Source organism: Seohaeicola nanhaiensis, assembly GCF_042654245.1.
GTDB lineage: Bacteria > Pseudomonadota > Alphaproteobacteria > Rhodobacterales > Rhodobacteraceae > Seohaeicola_A > Seohaeicola_A nanhaiensis.
The window spans coordinates 1-15,962 of the sequence record NZ_JBHSGI010000031.1 but is presented as its reverse complement, the minus strand read 5'-3'; the positions used below and the strand labels follow the sequence as shown (position 1 = coordinate 15,962).

At 63.6% G+C, this 15,962-nt stretch carries 15 protein-coding genes; 1 reads left to right on the top strand and 14 read right to left on the bottom strand.

Annotation, left to right across the window (positions count from 1 at the left end):
* Positions 1–3 precede the first annotated feature (3 nt).
* The gene (locus ACFO5X_RS19840) at positions 4–909 is read right to left on the bottom strand and encodes an SDR family NAD(P)-dependent oxidoreductase (RefSeq protein ID WP_380720244.1); all 906 of its coding nucleotides are present in this window, start codon (positions 907–909) and stop codon (positions 4–6) included.
* Between the two features lie 127 nt (positions 910–1,036).
* On the opposite strand from ACFO5X_RS19840, the gene ACFO5X_RS19835 reads away from it, so the two are divergent.
* A complete protein-coding gene (locus ACFO5X_RS19835; RefSeq protein WP_380720242.1) occupies positions 1,037–1,786 on the top strand; it encodes an enoyl-CoA hydratase/isomerase family protein in 750 nt (249 codons plus the stop codon).
* Positions 1,787–1,792: 6 nt separating this feature from the next.
* Here ACFO5X_RS19835 and ACFO5X_RS19830 read toward each other — a convergent pair whose 3' ends face one another.
* The 13 genes from ACFO5X_RS19830 to ACFO5X_RS19770 all read right to left on the bottom strand — a co-directional run bounded on the left by ACFO5X_RS19830 (position 1,793) and on the right by ACFO5X_RS19770 (position 15,823).
* Positions 1,793–2,362, bottom strand: a complete 570-nt coding sequence (locus ACFO5X_RS19830; RefSeq protein WP_380720239.1) for a DUF2889 domain-containing protein — start codon at positions 2,360–2,362, stop codon at positions 1,793–1,795.
* A 38-nt stretch (positions 2,363–2,400) separates the two neighbouring features.
* Positions 2,401–3,957, bottom strand: a complete 1,557-nt coding sequence (locus ACFO5X_RS19825) for an AMP-binding protein (RefSeq protein ID WP_380720237.1) — start codon at positions 3,955–3,957, stop codon at positions 2,401–2,403.
* Between the two features lie 29 nt (positions 3,958–3,986).
* Positions 3,987–5,093, bottom strand: coding sequence for an Rv3169 family protein (locus ACFO5X_RS19820; protein WP_380720234.1), 1,107 nt, complete (start codon positions 5,091–5,093; stop codon positions 3,987–3,989).
* Positions 5,094–5,112: 19 nt separating this feature from the next.
* Positions 5,113–5,529 carry a hypothetical protein gene (locus ACFO5X_RS19815; RefSeq protein WP_380720231.1) on the bottom strand — a complete coding sequence of 139 codons (417 nt, stop codon included), beginning with the start codon at positions 5,527–5,529 and terminating at the stop codon, positions 5,113–5,115.
* Positions 5,526–6,587: a phosphotransferase family protein gene (locus tag ACFO5X_RS19810; RefSeq protein WP_380720228.1), complete on the bottom strand. Its 1,062-nt coding sequence runs from the start codon at positions 6,585–6,587 to the stop codon at positions 5,526–5,528. The genes ACFO5X_RS19815 and ACFO5X_RS19810 overlap by 4 nt, the downstream gene beginning before the upstream one ends.
* Positions 6,577–7,698, bottom strand: coding sequence for a 3,4-dihydroxy-2-butanone-4-phosphate synthase (locus ACFO5X_RS19805; RefSeq protein WP_380720226.1), 1,122 nt, complete (start codon positions 7,696–7,698; stop codon positions 6,577–6,579). The genes ACFO5X_RS19810 and ACFO5X_RS19805 overlap by 11 nt, the downstream gene beginning before the upstream one ends.
* A 132-nt stretch (positions 7,699–7,830) precedes the next feature.
* On the bottom strand, positions 7,831–9,069 hold the full coding sequence (locus ACFO5X_RS19800; protein ID WP_380720224.1) for an acetyl-CoA C-acetyltransferase: 1,239 nt from the start codon (positions 9,067–9,069) through the stop codon (positions 7,831–7,833).
* A gap of 67 nt (positions 9,070–9,136) precedes the next feature.
* Complete coding sequence (locus ACFO5X_RS19795; RefSeq protein ID WP_380720221.1) at positions 9,137–10,288, bottom strand: ABC transporter substrate-binding protein; 1,152 nt, start codon at positions 10,286–10,288, stop codon at positions 9,137–9,139.
* A gap of 22 nt (positions 10,289–10,310) precedes the next feature.
* Positions 10,311–11,357, bottom strand: coding sequence for a branched-chain amino acid ABC transporter permease (locus ACFO5X_RS19790; protein WP_380720218.1), 1,047 nt, complete (start codon positions 11,355–11,357; stop codon positions 10,311–10,313).
* The gene (locus tag ACFO5X_RS19785; protein ID WP_380720215.1) at positions 11,357–12,229 is read right to left on the bottom strand and encodes a branched-chain amino acid ABC transporter permease; all 873 of its coding nucleotides are present in this window, start codon (positions 12,227–12,229) and stop codon (positions 11,357–11,359) included. The genes ACFO5X_RS19790 and ACFO5X_RS19785 overlap by 1 nt, the downstream gene beginning before the upstream one ends.
* On the bottom strand, positions 12,226–14,169 hold the full coding sequence (locus ACFO5X_RS19780; RefSeq protein WP_380720212.1) for an AMP-dependent synthetase/ligase: 1,944 nt from the start codon (positions 14,167–14,169) through the stop codon (positions 12,226–12,228). The genes ACFO5X_RS19785 and ACFO5X_RS19780 overlap by 4 nt, the downstream gene beginning before the upstream one ends.
* Positions 14,166–14,978 carry an ABC transporter ATP-binding protein gene (locus ACFO5X_RS19775; protein WP_380720210.1) on the bottom strand — a complete coding sequence of 271 codons (813 nt, stop codon included), beginning with the start codon at positions 14,976–14,978 and terminating at the stop codon, positions 14,166–14,168. Before ACFO5X_RS19775 ends, ACFO5X_RS19780 begins: the two co-directional genes overlap by 4 nt.
* Complete coding sequence (locus ACFO5X_RS19770; RefSeq protein ID WP_380720798.1) at positions 14,975–15,823, bottom strand: ABC transporter ATP-binding protein; 849 nt, start codon at positions 15,821–15,823, stop codon at positions 14,975–14,977. The genes ACFO5X_RS19775 and ACFO5X_RS19770 overlap by 4 nt, the downstream gene beginning before the upstream one ends.
* Positions 15,824–15,962 lie beyond the last annotated feature (139 nt).

The following is a 15,962-nucleotide window of genomic DNA, read 5'->3' as shown; positions in this document are numbered from 1 at the left end:
AAATCAGACGGGATCCCAGGTGAACACATGCTCCGAGCGTTCCAGCGGGTAGAATTGAGCGGCCATCGACGGCAGCGCATGATCCAGCACCGTCTCGGGCGTCCAACCCTCGCCACGCTGAACCGACCGCAGCGGACGCGGCTGGCTCATCAGCATGATTTCGTTGTTGCGCACGCAGAAGATTTGCCCCGATGGCGCCCGCTCGTCGCCCGACAACAGCGAGATCGCCAGCGGCGCGATTTTCTCGGGCACCATCTGCTTGAACTTCTCCACTCGCGCGATCTGTTCCGGCGTATCGGTGGGCAGGGAACTGGTCATCCGGCTCCAGGCGAAGGGGGCGATACAGTTCGATTTCACGCCAAAGCGCTCCATGTCCAGCGCGATGGACTTGGACAGCGCCACGATCCCCATCTTGGCGGCCATGTAGTTGGCCTGGCCAAAATTCCCGATCAGCGCCGAGGTCGATGTCATGTGGACAAAGGCGCCCGAGCCCTGATCCTTGAAATGCATCGCAGCCGCGCGGCTGATGTTGAAACTTCCGTACAGATGAACCTTGACCACCGAGTCGAAATTCTCGTGGCTCATCTTGTGAAAGAAGCCGTCGCGCAGGATGCCCGCGTTGTTGATCACCCCGTCGATACGACCGAAATGGTCGATCGCCGTGCGCACGATGGCTTGCGCCTCGCCGGGGTCCGATACGCTTTGCGTCGCGGCAACCGCCTCTCCACCGGCGGATTTGATTTGCTGCACAACCTTCTCAGCAGCGCCAAGGTCATCCGCCTCGCCGCTTAGCGACACGCCGATATCGTTGACGACAACCGCCGCGCCGGCGCGCGCGCATTCCAATGCCAGCGCCCGACCGATGCCGCCCCCGGCACCCGTTACGATGATCACCTTGTCTTTCAGCACTGGAAGCCTCCCACAATTTCCTTTAAATAAAACCGGACGGCCGGTATTTGCAAGCCAGCATCGACGCCCAGTGCAGCAAATCAGCATAGCCTGGCCGGGCCAAGCTGACGACAAAGGACGCATCTCGATGGAACAGCTGACCGCCACGGCGCACGACAGTCTCCTCCACCTGGAGCTCAATGTGCCCGGCAAGAAAAACGCGCTGACCGACATCCTGCGGCGCGAACTGCGCGAGGCAATCGTTGCGGCGCAGACAGATCCCTCTGTCCGCGCGATTGTCCTGTCCGGGGCAGGGGGCAGCTTCTGCTCGGGCGGTGACATCTCGGCCATGACATCGGACCGCGAGGTGGCGCGGGCGCGCATGACGATCCTGCACGATGTCGTCCGGATGCTTCTCGCCGGCACCCGGCCCGTCGTTGCCGCCGTGGCCGGCCCCGCCTATGGCGCGGGCATGTCGCTGGCGCTCTGCTGCGATCAGGTCATTGTCGACCCGAGCGCGCGTTTCTCTGCCTCTTTCGGGCGTGTCGGCCTGCCGCCCGACCTCGCGCTTGGCTTCACCCTGCCGCGTCGCGTCGGTGAGGGCCGCGCGCGGCGGATGTTGCTGTCGGGCAGCATCACGGGCGCAGAGGAAGCGGTGCGCATCGGACTTGCCGACGAGATCAGCGCCGAGGGTCAGCTGATCGAGACCGCCATCACTCGGGCGCGCGAACTGGCCGCCTTCACGCAAGAGGCGAAGGGCCATGTCAAGGCGATGCTGACCGAGAACGCCGGCTCGCTCGACGCCGTTCTCTCGCGGGAGATGGCGTCTTACCTCACTCTGCTGCAGTCCGCCGAACATCGGGCGGCACGGGACGCCTTCCTGAAAAAGTCGGGCTGACCGCCGTCACTCCTCGCGACGAATGCTGAACTGGGGAAAATGCGTGGCGACCACCGGACCGTCCAGCGCCATCCCATGACACCCGCCCAGATACGCCGGCCGCGTGGTCAGCGTCTCGGTGTGCAGGCTGTCGGGCTCGGTCCGGTTCTCCCACTCCGACGACAGCGTCTGAAACGCCACGGTCCGTACGCTCAGCAGCATTTCCCGCAGATGCGTGCAGCCGCTTGTCGCACCCAGCACCTCGCCCACGCGCTGCCGCCAGCCCTTCATCAGGTTCGCCCCTACCAGATGCGGCAGGTTGTCTCCGCCGCCCTGACAGAACAGATAGGGCGTGTCGTCCAGCGCGCAGACGATGTCGCGCACCACGAAATCCCCGTCGAACGTGACTCTAACCGAGATGTTGTGGATGAACGCGCCGGGCTCCATCGCACCCCTTGTGTGGTCGAAATAGACATAGGGCTTGCTGTCCTGAACCGTCGCATCGATATCCCACAGCCCGTCCTTGCGGCGATAGGCCTGAAACCGGTAGGTCCGCAGGTGGCTTTCCTCACGTTCGACCGAGGTCGGTAAAGTCATCGAGATCTCCCGTAGTCTTTCTCGAAACAGGGCCGCCGTCAGCCGACGGGACGCGGCGCATTCTTCCAGTGAGGCGCCCGCAGCTCTGCCTTCAGCGTCTTGCCAGCCCCCGAAATCGGCAGCGCATCCATCACCTCCATACTGCGCGGACACTTGTAGTTGGCCAGCAACGAGGCGCAATGTGTCCTGAGATCGGTCAGCGTGACACTCTGTCCGGCCTTGCAGACGACCACCGCGTGAACCGCCTCTCCCCACTCGGCCGAGGGAATGGCGATCACCGCGCAGTCCTTCACCGCCGGATGCTTGAAGATCGCGTTCTCGACCTCCTTCGAATAGACGTTCTCGCCGCCGCTGACGATCATGTCCTTCACCCGGTCAGTCAGATAGATGAAGCCATCGTCGTCCATGTAACCGCCGTCGCCGCTGCACAGCCAACCGTCATGAAAGGCCGCCTCGGTCAGTTCGGGCTGCTTCCAGTAGCCCAGCATCACCTGCGGCCCACGCAATGCAATCTCGCCGTGTTCGCCGCGCGGCAATTCCGGGCCGCCGCCCGGCGCGGTGATCTTCACGTCCAACCCATAGGCCGCGCGCCCGGTGGCAAGCCGTCTCGCGGTCCAGTCGGGCCCGTCGAAGTGGTAGCGCCACGGCAACGACAGCGCCAGCGCGGCGCATTCGGTCATCCCGTATCCCTGTATGAACGTGCAGTCGGGCAGTCGCTCCAGCGCCCTGGCCAGAACGCTTTCCGACATCGGCGATGCGCCATATTCGATATAACGCAGGCTCGACAGATCGAACTCCGCCTCGCGCGGATGGTTGAGGATCATGTTGATCATCGTCGGCACGAACAGGCAGTAGTTCACCCGATGCGTCTGGATGATCTCCATGCCCAGCTCGGCATCGAACTTGGGCAGGCAGACATGCGTCCCACCGGCCAGCGTCAGCGCAAACATGGGAATGGATCCGGCCAGATGGAAAAAGCCGGCAGAATGCATGAACACGGTTTCGTCGCTGAAGTGCAGCGAGGCAATCCAGTTGATCGACGCCACGACCAGATTGGTGTGCGACAGCATCACACCCTTGGATTTCCCCGTGGTGCCCCCGGTATAGCATATACTGCAAAGATCGTCGCCCACGCCCGACCGCTCGTCCATCGGCTGCGCCCCCGCGACCAGCCCCTCGTACGACAATGCCCCCTCGGGCGGCGTGTCATCGTCCATGTAGACGACCGACCGTACCTGCGTTGCCGCAAGTATCTCCGGAAGGAACCCGCGGAACGCGGCATCGACTAGCAGTACCCGCGCCCCGGAATCCGTCAGTGCATAGGCGATTTCCGTCAGCGACCATCGCGTGTTCAGCGGGACGGACACGCCACCGGCCCAGGCGGTGGCATAGAAGGCTTCCACATAGCGGTCGCTGTTCAATGCCAGGATCGCCACATGATCTGTCGGCGCGACGCCCAGCTCGTCCAGCGCCCCGGCCAGGCACCGGACCCGCTCTCCCACCTCCGACCAGGTTCTTGTCCGGCCGGCAAAGATCGTTGCCGGATACCGCCCGCGGGTCTGGACCGCCCGTGTCAGACTGGAAGTTAGACGCATGTTCCCCTCCGGGTTTCGGCCCCGTTACATCACAACGGTTCGTGCCGTTGGGCGATCTGGTATTTCGGATAGCCCTTGGCGACCCCGTATTCGCTCATGCCATATCCGGTCTGCCCGCCACATTCGACGCGGGTGAAGTGGTCGCCCAGCTGGCGCGCCTGACGCCGGGTTTCGGGGTCGGACAGATCCCAGACGTAATGGTCGCTGTGCAGCTTTCCCCGGTTGTCGCCGTGGTCCCATCCCTGGTGACCGCCGTAACCGCCACCCTTCAGGAAGAACCGGCCCCGCTGCGGCACCAAAGTCAGTTCGCGCGTCCCGCCGTCCTCGTAATGCAACACCAGAGTACCGCCCGACCAGGTCTGGCCCAGCGGATCATCCGCCCATTCGATCTCGTGATCGACGGCGATGATCTCACGCTCCTCACCATCGCTGCCGATCTCCAGGCCCGAAAGAAAGAACGGCTTGCCGGGCTTTCGCTCTTTCAGGAACAGCGAGATTGCGAAGTCTTCAAACTGGTAGGTCAACCAGAACCAGAAGAAGTCCTTGTAGGTCGGCAGCGTGCCGTTCGTGATCATGTCGGTCTGCATGACCGAGCGGATTCCCCAGGAATGATCGCGCTGCGCATACCAGGTGTCCGGGCTGACCTCGATCCGGCGGCCGTTCAGTTCGATCCAGCCCTCCATGCGGCCGAATTGCGTCATCCGGATCAGGTCCTCTTCCACCCGGTTCCGCTTGCGGCGAAAACTCTGGTGTTCTTCCAGCCCCTTGAAGCTCGCCCGCCAGTCGATCTCGAAACTCAGACCCAGATCGTTCTCGGCCAGGGTCAGCCTGTGATGCTTCAGCCCTTCCACGATCTCGAACCGCAGCGCCCCCGCCGCGGTTTCCAGCGGCGCCGAGCCCAGCTGCCGCGAGACGCGATAGCTGTGCTGGACATTGTCCACCGTGATGCCCGCGAACATGTCCATGATGTTCTTGTTCGGATACCAGCCAAGCCCGAGGTCCAGCAGCACGTCGCCAGTGTCGATCGGAGCACCCGAATACCAGTACCGTTCGGTCCAGCGATCATCGCTCGACACGACATGGTTGAAGGTGGTCGGCAGCTGATGCCCGATATTGTCGTCTTGCGGTGAAAGCATGATAAGTCCTTCTGTCCGGTCAGGTCATGGCGGAATAATTGGCGGCGGCGATGCGCGACCGCTCCGCCGCGAGATAGGCCCGCAAGCTCTTTTGAATGATCGCTTCGGTTTCCGCCGGAAGAGCCACGTCTCCGCCGGACGCAAAGACCGCTGCGATCACCCGCGCAAAGGCGGCCTCATTTCCTGCAAGCGCCTCTGCCGGATCGCCGTCGCCGGTCTCGGGCGTCTTTCCCAGCTCGCTCAACCCCTGCGACAACGCCGCGTTCTGTTCGGCCTGCAGCGCGGGCGACCAGTCGGCCAGCGCGGACAGCTTGTCGAGAACGTCGAGCGCCCCAAGAAGCTGGCTGCGCGCGTGTTCATGCTGAACATGCGGTAGCACCTCGGCCTTCAGCGAGCTGCGGATCGCGTCGAAATAAAGGGTCAGCGCCAGGGTCATGCCGCAATCTCGATCATCTTCAGCATGCCCATCAGTGTGGTCGCCTTCTGCAGCGCCATCACCGCAAGGCGGATGTCGTGCAGATCACCATTGCGCAGCCGCTGCTCGGTACCCACCAGCATCGACGCCATCTTGAACTGTCCCAGAACCTGGAAATACCTCACCCGGTGCTGATCCACCTGCCGGCCCGACGCGGCCGCGTATCGCTCCTGGAATGCCTGAAGGTCCAGCAACCCGGACAGGGTCGTCCGGGTGCCGCCGAAGGTGCGCATCGCGGCCCAGGCGAGATCCTCGTGCGGATCGCCAAGATGCGTCAGCTCCCAGTCCAACAGGCCCGAAATCCGGCCGTCATCTACCAGGAAGTTGCCCACGCGATAGTCGCCATGCAGCAGTACAACCTCGTCGGACGTCGGCGCATGGGCATGCAGCCATCCGGCGGCATATCGCATGGCATTGTCTTCCAGACCACCGGACGGGCCCGCCGCATGCGTGCTCCAGCGGTCGATTTCCATATGCGTGCAGGTCTCGACCGTCGCCCCGGGGGTCAGCGCCTCGATCGGCGTTCCGCGCCAGGCACACCCGTGAATCGCGGCGAGATGCGTGGCAAAATCCTCGGTCACCTGTTTGGCATACGGATAGGGCACCTCGTTTTCCGCCCCCGGCCATCGCGGCAGCAGGGTCTCGCCGCGCAGGCGCGTGACAATCAGGAACGGCGCACCAAAGGTCGCCGGGTCATCGCTGTGCCATAGGACCCGCGGCACCGGGACAACGGTTTCCGCATTCAACGTCGTGAAGGTCAGATACTCGGGCAAAGTCGAGTAGGGGGCCAGCAATCCGTTTGGATCTCCGATGCGCAGGATCGCTTCGCGCGCCGCGCCCGAGGCGGGCTGCATCACGAAAAGCACCGTCACCCAGGACAGGCCCGCCGTGAAGCGCTTCAACGCCGATACGGTGACAGGTTCGCGCATCTGATCCGTCAGATACGCCGCCAGCCTGTCCGCCAGCCCATCGGTGCGCCAGACGGGCAACCGAGCGCATGTGCCGGACTCATCCCGCATCGGACACCGGTCTTGTCCCGACACAGGAAATGCCGAATCCGGCCAGATTGCCATATTGCCCTTCGCTCTCCGACAGAAGCTCGATCTGCCGCACGCCAAGATCGGCAAGGATCTGCGCCGGAATGCCGAAGTCGGTCAACTCGGTAAAGCCATAGCCGGTCGAGGCCTGCCGCTCACGCGCGACGAACCGCTCGGTGAGCGTCGTGTCATAGGATTCCCGGATCAGGATGATCACCCCGCACCCCAGCGCATCGACCGCCCGCAGGTAACGCCCGACATGATCGGAAGGGCCGAAGTTGCGCCAGCGCAGGATATCGTCGGTGATGTTCAGCGAATGCACCCGCACCGGCACGGCACCCGTTGCAGCGGACAAATTCCCCTTGATCAGCGCAATATGCTCCGCCCCCGACAACCGGTTGCGATAAAGCTGGACCGCGAAAATGCCGCCTTCCTCCGTATCGGCCGAGGTGGCATGGGTGCGCTCCACCATCTTCTCGGTGCGGCGCCGGGCCAGGATCAGATCCTTGATGTCCAGAACGGCGCAGTCCAGGGACTCGGCCAAAGCCTGAAAATGGCCGATGTCGGCCAGCTCACCCTCGTCATCCAGCACGTCGGAGAACACCGCAAAGGGCCCGCACCCGGACAGCCGCGCAAGGTCCAGCGCGGCCTCGGGCAACATCGGCTTCAATAGCGTCCCGCCATCCGCCACCACGTAGGGAAAGACGTGACCCGGGGTGTGCAGCGCACGCGGACCGCTCGCAGGGTCGATCGCCGCCGCAATGGTGCGCGCTCGGTCCTCTGCGGAAATGCCGGTGCTCACCCCCCGCGCCGCCTCGATGGACACCGTGAATCCTGTCTGCCCGGATGCCATGTTGCGCCTAGGTTGCATCCGCAGTTCCAACCGGGCGGCCTGTTCGCCGGTCATGGCAAGGCAGACAAGGCCCCGCGCGTGTTTCGCAAGAAGGTTGACGCCGGGTGCATCGCAGTGCGTGGCGGCAACGACCATGACGGCCGCGCGCCGAGCGCCGCTTTCCCCATGAATGAACACGCAGCGCCCGGCGGCAAGCGCTTCGACAGCTGTCTTGAATGAGGATTGAACGTTCGTTTCCAACTTGCTCGGCTCCCTGCCCGCCGGGCGGAGCACACAGGTCCGTGTCGGCCCTGCTGCACCACGGGTGCGGACATCTTGCCCCGGTATGCTGCCCCCCCTGTCCCCGACACCGGGGACAGCCAGCGCAGCGGGTCACATCCGCTCGATGATCATTGCCGGGGCCATCCCGCCGGCCGCACACATTGTCACAAGACCGCGCCGCAGATCGCGGCGTTCCAGCTCGTCCAGAAGCGTGCCTATGAGCATAGCCCCCGTGGCCCCGATGGGATGGCCAAGCGCGATGGCGCCACCGTTGACGTTGATCTTCTCACGGTCGATCCCGAGATCCCGGATGAACTTCTCCGGCACCACAGCAAAAGCCTCGTTGACCTCGAACAGGTCGATATCGTCCAGCGTCAGCCCGGCTTTCTCCAGCACCTTCCGGGCCGCCGGGACCGGGGCGTTCAGCATCAGCTCGGGGCTGTCACCGACGTTCGCCATCGCGACGACGCGCGCCCGCGGCTTCCATCCATTCGCTCTGGTCGCCTCGGCCGAGGCCAGCAGCACCGCGCCGGCGCCATCGACCACCCCGGACGAAGTCCCGGCATGATGCACGAACTCGATTTCGAGCCCCGGCATCACCCGCCGGATCAGGTCGAGCTGTGTCGTGCCCTCGGAATCCACGGCCGATTGGGCCAGCGCCTCAAACGAGGGTTTCAGCCCGGCCAGCCCTTCCAGCGTTGTCTGCGGGCGGGGATATTCCTCGTGATCCAGCGCGATAGTCCCGTCCTCGCGGCGCACCGGAACCAGCGATTTCTCGAAATAGCCGTTGCGGATCGCCACATCGGCCCGGCGCTGGCTTTCTACCGCCAGCTCCTCCAACGCCCGACGCGGAATGCCCTCCATCGTCGCGATGGCATCCGCGCAAATCCCCTGTCCGACCTGCGGATGCAATGCCCGCAGGGCCAGGTTGTCGGCATCCATCAGCTGCGTCCGGCGCGCCTTCGGATCGCCGTAGTTGAACGACATCATTTCGCATCCACCCGAGATAACGATGTCCTCCATCCCGGCCATGATCGTCGCGGCGCCGAAACTGACGGTCGTGATGCCCGACCCGCAGAATCGGTCGAGCGTCACGCCCGAGGCGCGCACGTCATATCCGGCGGCCAGCGCGGACATGCGCCCGAGGTCCGACCCCTGCTTGTTCTGCTGGTTCGAACAGCCCCAGATGATGTCGTCGACCTTCGAGGTATCAAGGGCGTTGCGGTCGCGCAGCGCCGCCAGCACCGTCGCCCCCAGCTGCTGGGGATGCAATTCGGTCAGCGCCCCCTTTCCCATCTTGCCAATTCCGCGGGGTGTGCGGCAGTGGTCGACGATATAGGCCTCGGCCATGGGGGCTCTCCGATAGGGGCAGAATGAATGAGACCGGCACCCAAAGGGGCGCCGGTCTCAAGTGCGATCACTCGACGGGCGTATAGCTCAGCGTATCGTAATGCGCCCGCATGATGGTCACCGGCGAGTTCGAGAACCGGTTGTCCGCACCGAACCCGATGGGCGCCATGACGCCCGTCTCGACCGGCGGATTGGTCTGCAACTTCTCGATGGTGCACTTCCAGGTCAGGTCGTCCGCGCAGCCCTTCATGGCTTCGATCAGCGTCTTCGTCGACGCGTAGCCGGTCATGGTATAGCGGTTCACCCGGGCAACCTCTTCCTCGCTCAGATATTTCTTGGCGAGTTCGACAAAGGCCTTGCCCGCGTCGGACTGGATCGGCGCGACATAATCGACACCATACAGCCCATCGCTCGCCGGACCGATGGCCTTGAGCACCTCGGGCACGCGTCCCGGCCAGAAGGTCGCGATGGCCGGCGAGATGCCCAGCTTCTCGGCCTCTTTCACCATCGCGATGTTTTCCGAAATGATGCCACCGGCGATCAGCACCTCGACACCCGCGTCCTTGACCCGCAGCATCTCCGAGGCAAAGTCCTTCTGCCCGCGCGCATACTTGGTCTCGAAAACGACGTTGATCTCGGCCTCGGCCTTGGCCTGTTCGATGCCTTCGGCCAGCGCCTTGCCGTAATCGTCATCCTGCAGGATCACGCCCCACTTCTTGCCGGGGAATTCCTTGGCAAGATACAGAGCCAGCTGGTGCATCCCCTCGGTATAGGACTGCCCGACAACGAAGATATTGTCGTTCGGCTGCTCATACAGCGGCGGCAGCGGTCCGATCGGCACCATCGCCGGGATGCCCGCCTGCTTGATGATCGGCAGCGCCGCCAGCGCCTGACCCGACCCCGACAGCGAGGTCAGCGCAAACACCTTGTCGACGCCGATCAGCTTGCGCAGCGACTGGATCGTCCGCGAGGTCACATAGCCATCGTCTTCGGCGATCAGCTTCAGCTGCCGCCCACCGATGCCACCGGCCGCGTTGACTTCGGCCAGAGCCAGCTTCACGCCGAGGTTATGCGCCACACCCAGCAGCCCCGGAGGACCGGTCAGCGGCTCGACCTCTCCCAGCAGGATTTCGGTATCGGTGACGCCCTGATCGGCCGTCGCCAGTCCCGCGGGCAGGGCAAACAGCGCCGCCGCGGCCAGTCGTGTCAGTCTCTTCATCTTGGTCCTCCCACAAAGAAGTTCAGTATTTCAACGGCCAGAGCGTCCAGACCCTCTTGGCGTCCTGCCAGAGACCCATCAGCCCGTGCGGTTGCAGTTTCAGGAAAAGAATGATGACCAGGCCATAAAGCAGCCCCTTGATCTCATGCGCACTGGTGGACAACACGTCACGCGCGCCATCGCCCAGCAGCGAGAAGACGAAAGAGGTGACCTCCGGCAGACCGACCATGAAGATCGTGCCCAGGATCGCGCCGGCAATGCTGCCCATCCCGCCAACGATCAGGATCGCCAGCGCCTCGATGGCCAGCAGGAAGGGGAAGCCGTCCACCGTCACGAAGCTCAGGAAAATCCCGTACAGCGCCCCGGCAATGCCCACGATGAAGGAACTCGCCATGAAGGCGTAAAGCTTGTAGGTCCGCAGGTCGATCCCCATGACCCGCGCCGCATTGTCATTGTCCCGGATGGCGATCAGGGCCCGGCCCACGCGCGACCGCCGCAGGTTCAGACAGGCGAGGATCGTCAGAAGTCCGGCGCCCGCGGTCAGGTAGTAGAACCGCGCGTCGCTGTCGAAGGCAAACCCCAGAACCGTCGGCCGGTTCACGAAAATGCCGGACGAGCCATTGGTCAGCCCGTCGAATTCCAGCACCAGATGGTTCACGATGAAGGCCGAGGCGAGCGTGGTGATGGCAAGGTAAAGTCCCGTCAGCCGCAGCGAAGGCACCCCCACCAGCACACTGGCCAGAGCCGGAACGATCCCCGCCAGCAGGAACCCGGCAAGCGGCGGCCAGCCCCAGCTTTCGGTCGTGATGGCATAGGCATAGGCGCCCAAGACCATGAAGGCAGTTTGTCCCAGCGAGATCAGCCCGGTCCAACCAGTCAGCACGTTCAGCCCCATGGCCCCGATTGCGGTGATCATCATCAGGGTCAAAAGCGACAGACCGTAGAAGTCGAAATAGAAGGGCGCCGCGACGACCACGATCAGCCCGATCGCGATCCAGACCCTTTGCAGGGTCGAATCCGTCAGGTTGATGTGCTCGACGATGGTTTCCTTGTAATAGCCGCTGCGCATCAGAGCCTCTCAATTCGTTTTTCGCCGAACAATCCATAGGGACGGATCATCAGGATCAGGATGATGATGACAAAGCCGGCAACTTCCTTGAGGCCCGAGCTCAGGTAACCGCCCACAAGGTTCTCGGTCACGCCGATGATGATCCCGCCCACGGCCGACCCGATCACCGCATCGAGGCCACCGAGGATGGTGGCTGGAAAGGCCTTGAGACCCAGCGCGTAAAGGCTCGGCGACAGCTCGTAGGCAATCGCGAACAGAACGCCCGCGATACCGGACATCACCGCCGCCGCTGCCCAGGCCGCCATCTGCACCTTGCCGCTGTTCACGCCCATCAGCTGCGCCGTCGCCTCGTCCGAGGCCACTGCCCGCATGGCGACGCCAAAGCGCGAATACCGGAAGAAGGCCCACATGCCGACGATGGCCAGCACCAGCGCCAGCAGGACGGCAATCTGCGCCTCGCGCACCCGCACGCCGCCCAGGTCGATCAGATTGTTCCCCGACGCGACATCCATGTTGTGCGGAAGGCCGTCCCAGATCAGTACGATGGCCGAACGGAAGATCACCGACAGCCCGATCGTCACCATGATCTGCGCCAGGATCGGCTCGCTCATCATCGGCCGAATCACGATCCGCTCTACCGCGAGGGCAAAGAGGACCGCAAACCCGATGGACCCCACCGCCACGATGACCGGATTGCCGTCGACGGAGGTCGAGATCGACCAGGCGACATAGGCGATGATCATCCCCATCTCGCCCTGCGCAAAGTTCAGCAGACCGGTCGACTTGTAGATGATGGCAAAGCTCATCGCGATCAGCCCATAGACCGCTCCGACCGCCAGGCCCGAGGCCATCAGTTCGGCGAAATAGCTCATGCCGGAACCTTCCCGTAGATCTGCTCCAGTTCCTTCTCGAACTTCGTATCGATGATCGACCGGCGCACCTTCTGGGTCGCCGTCAGCTCGCCATCGTCGTGGTCGAGCTCTTTTTCCAGGATCACGAAACGGCGAATGTTCTCGACCCGCGCGAACCGTCCGTTGACCTCGTCGACGATGCCCTGCACCAGCGTGCGCACCTCGGGCAGCAGCGCCAGAGACCTGTAGGTCGTGTACGACAGGTTCCTGTCGCCCGCCCACAAACCGACGTTGTCAAAGTCGATCTGGATCAGTGCCCCAAGAAACTTGCGGCCGTCTCCGGTGACGATCACTTCCTTGATATAAGGGCTGTCCTTCAGCGCGTTCTCTATCTCGGACGGAGCGATGTTCTTGCCGCCCGAGGTGATGATGATCGCCTTCTTCCGGTCGACGACCGAGATTTCGCCATTGTCCAGCACCGACACGATATCGCCCGACAGCAGCATTCCGTCTTCCATCGTGTTGTCGGTCGCCGCCGCGTCGCGGAAATAGCCCTTGAAGACCGCAGGCCCGCCAAGCCGGATCTCTCCGTCTTCCGCGATGTCATACTGGGTCCCTTCCAGCGGCAGACCACAGCCGCCCAGCCGGAAGGCGCCCGGCCGCTGAATGAACACGCAACCCGCAACTTCGGTCATCCCATAGCCCTGACTCAGCGGCAGACCGATGATCGAGAAAAAGCGGATCGTTTCCGGCGACACCGCCGCCCCGGCGCACAGCCGGTGATAGGTCCGATCCAGCCCCATGTGCCGCTGGACGTTGCGAAACAGGGCCCAGTGCAGCAGCCAGGCCTGAACCCTCTGCCCGGGACTCAAGGCGCCATCGTTGCGCTGGCGGATGTCATCCAGCCGCCGGCCCTGCCGGAATAGCCAGCCCGCAAGAGCTTTCTGCACCGCCCCGCTTTCCCGCAGGCGGAACTCGAATCCTTCCTTCATCTTCTCCCAGATCCGCGGCACGCCGACCATGAAGGTCGGGGCAATCTCGCGGACGTTCTCGTTCACCGTGTCGATGCTCTCGGCAAAGCTCACGGTGCCCCCGACGCAGAGAAGCATGGCCATGGAATAGCAGCGCTCGGCCGCGTGACACAGCGGCAGATAGCCCACCGCGTCGATCCGCCGGACATCGGCCCCCACCGCGCGGGCATAGTTGTAGGTCGAATAGATGATGTTGCGATGCGTCAGCATCCCGCCCTTCGGCGGACCGGTGGTGCCCGAGGTATAGACCATCAGCGCCACGTCGTCGGGCGAGGTGTCCTCGATCATCGCATCCAGCTCGGCCTCGGCCTGGGCAGTGCGCGCCACATAGGCATCGCCCAGCTCAAGCAGTGCGTCGAACGACATCAGCCCCGGCTGCGCGTAATCGCGCATCCCCTTCATGTCGACGCAGACCACATGCTCCAGATCGGGCAGGCCGCCGTCCTGCGCCTGCGCGTCCAGCACCTTGTCCGTCTGTTCCTGATCGCCGCAGACCGCCAGCCGCGCGCCGCAATGGCGCACGATATACTGCAGTTCCGGCCAGGGATTTGTCGGATAGATCCCGACTGGCACCACGCCGATCATTTCGGCCCCGAGGTCGGCATAATACCACTGCGGCGAATTCTCCGAAGCGATGACGATCCGGTCGCCGCGCTTCAGGCCCAGCGACAGCAGCGCAAAGGCGAACCGCCGCGCCTGGCCATAATAATGCGCCCAGTCATTCCGCTCCCAGACGCCCAGAACCTTCTCACGCAGCGCCAGTTCGCCACCATGCCGGCGCGCATGTTCGCGCAGAAGCCGGGGCAGGGTGCCCGTGCCGCCCTTCAGGTTTTCCGGATCAAAGGGGTTGAATCCCGCAGGCAGCCGCCGGCGCGCCGCATCGAGAAGCTGCCCCGCATCGGGCGCCGTCATGAAGGTCTGATCGTTCATGCCGCACCTGCCGTTACGGTTTTCGCCGTGCCCGCACCCGACTTGCCGTGGCCCAGATAGGCCTCGATCACGCCGGGATGGGTCTGAACCTCTGCCGGGCGGCCTTCTGTGATCGTTTCGCCGAAATTCAGCACATGGACCCGGTCCGAAATGTCCATCACCAGATGCATGTCATGTTCGATCAGCAGGATGGCTATGCCCAGATCGTCGCGGATATCGAGGATGAACCGGGCGATATCCTCGGTCTCTTCCTGGTTCATCCCGGCAACGATTTCGTCCAGCAGCAGCACCTTCGGATCGGTCGCCAGCGCGCGGCCCAGCTCGACCCGCTTCTGCTGGCCGTACGACAGCGTTCCAACCACCTTGTCGCGGATATGCTCGATTTCCAGAAAGTCGATGATTTCCTCGACGCGCCGGCGGTGCTGCACCTCCTCGCGGCGGGACCGGCCGAAATGCAACGCCGCCTCGACAACCGAAGTCTTCATCCGCCAGTGCCGGCCAACCAGGATATTGTCCACCACCGTGCCGTGCTTGAACAGCGCAAGGTTCTGGAACGTCCGTCCGATACCCAGCTGCACATAGCGATGCCCCGGCACCCGGGCCAGATCCTGCCCCTCGATCTCGATGGTCCCCGATGTCACCGGCAACACGCCCGAGATCAGGTTGAACAGCGTCGTCTTGCCGGCGCCGTTCGGACCGATGATCGAGACGATCTCACCCTTGTCGACATGCAGCGACACCCCGTTGACGGCCTTGATGCCACCAAACCCCTTGGTCACCTGCCGCAGCTGCAAAAGATGGTCGGTCATGACAGCCACCGCTTGCGCCGCTTGTAATGCTTGATGTCGCGAAAGCTCTTGCGCTCGCCGCCGCCGGCGGAAAAGCCGAGATAATACTCCTGCACATCCAGATTGCTGCGCATCTTCTCGGCCGGCCCGTCCAGAACGACACGGCCGTTTTCCATGATGTAAACATAGTCGGCGATCTCCATCGCCTGACTGGCATTCTGCTCGACCAGAAAGATCGTCATCTTCAGCTCGTGCCGCATCCTGTCGATCGTCTGATAGATCGAGTCGATGATCAGCGGCGCCAGACCCAGCGAGGGTTCGTCCAGCGCCAGAAGGCGCGGCTCGGCCATCAGCGCGCGACCGACCGCAACCATCTGCTGCTCGCCGCCCGACAGATACCCCGAGATCTGCGCGCGCCGCTCATGCAGTCGCGGAAACAGATCGAAGACCATGGACTTCAGGCGCCGCATCTCGGCCGCCGTCTTGCGGTAGGCCCCCATCGTCAGATTCTCTTCCACCGTCAGATTGGCGAACAGCCTGCGCCCCTCGGGAACCAGAATCAGCCCCTGACTGACGATCCGCTCGGTCCGCGCATGGCCGATGTCCTCTTCGGCATAGCGGATCGAGCCTTTGGTCAGTTCGCCTTCTTCCAGGTGCAGCGTCCCGGTGACCGCCTTCAGCAAGGTGGACTTGCCCGCTCCGTTCGACCCCAGCAGCGCCACCACGGCGCCCTCCGGCACCGAAAGCGACACGTCCCGCACGGCCTCCACGGCGTTGTCATATATGATCTGCGCGTTCCGAATCTCCAGCAGCGCGCCCAGTTCGGCGCGCACGTCCGGAGCCGACGGAGAAACCGTCTGCATCATACGACGCACACCGCGCAGGTTGCGAAAACCCTTGCGCAAGGCATTGTCTTCACGGTGATCCTCCCTTCGCCAGCCAGTCCCGCGCGTCTCGCGCCGGAAAGGCATCGCTTCAATCACCGGTCGGTTGACCGGTTTTTTT

What these genes read in the sequence shown, in the direction of transcription:
- ACFO5X_RS19800 (WP_380720224.1), bottom strand. Translation starts at nt 9,069, where the DNA reads ATGGCCGAGGCCTATATCGTCGACCACTGCCGCACACCCCGCGGAATT.
- ACFO5X_RS19790 (WP_380720218.1), bottom strand. Translation starts at nt 11,357, where the DNA reads ATGCGCAGCGGCTATTACAAGGAAACCATCGTCGAGCACATCAACCTG.
- ACFO5X_RS19770 (WP_380720798.1), bottom strand. Translation starts at nt 15,823, where the DNA reads ATGATGCAGACGGTTTCTCCGTCGGCTCCGGACGTGCGCGCCGAACTG.
- ACFO5X_RS19785 (WP_380720215.1), bottom strand. Translation starts at nt 12,229, where the DNA reads ATGAGCTATTTCGCCGAACTGATGGCCTCGGGCCTGGCGGTCGGAGCG.
- ACFO5X_RS19830 (WP_380720239.1), bottom strand. Translation starts at nt 2,362, where the DNA reads ATGACTTTACCGACCTCGGTCGAACGTGAGGAAAGCCACCTGCGGACC.
- ACFO5X_RS19835 (WP_380720242.1), top strand. Translation starts at nt 1,037, where the DNA reads ATGGAACAGCTGACCGCCACGGCGCACGACAGTCTCCTCCACCTGGAG.
- ACFO5X_RS19780 (WP_380720212.1), bottom strand. Translation starts at nt 14,169, where the DNA reads ATGAACGATCAGACCTTCATGACGGCGCCCGATGCGGGGCAGCTTCTC.
- ACFO5X_RS19820 (WP_380720234.1), bottom strand. Translation starts at nt 5,093, where the DNA reads ATGCTTTCACCGCAAGACGACAATATCGGGCATCAGCTGCCGACCACC.
- ACFO5X_RS19825 (WP_380720237.1), bottom strand. Translation starts at nt 3,957, where the DNA reads ATGCGTCTAACTTCCAGTCTGACACGGGCGGTCCAGACCCGCGGGCGG.
- ACFO5X_RS19810 (WP_380720228.1), bottom strand. Translation starts at nt 6,587, where the DNA reads ATGCGGGATGAGTCCGGCACATGCGCTCGGTTGCCCGTCTGGCGCACC.
- ACFO5X_RS19795 (WP_380720221.1), bottom strand. Translation starts at nt 10,288, where the DNA reads ATGAAGAGACTGACACGACTGGCCGCGGCGGCGCTGTTTGCCCTGCCC.
- ACFO5X_RS19815 (WP_380720231.1), bottom strand. Translation starts at nt 5,529, where the DNA reads ATGACCCTGGCGCTGACCCTTTATTTCGACGCGATCCGCAGCTCGCTG.
- ACFO5X_RS19775 (WP_380720210.1), bottom strand. Translation starts at nt 14,978, where the DNA reads ATGACCGACCATCTTTTGCAGCTGCGGCAGGTGACCAAGGGGTTTGGT.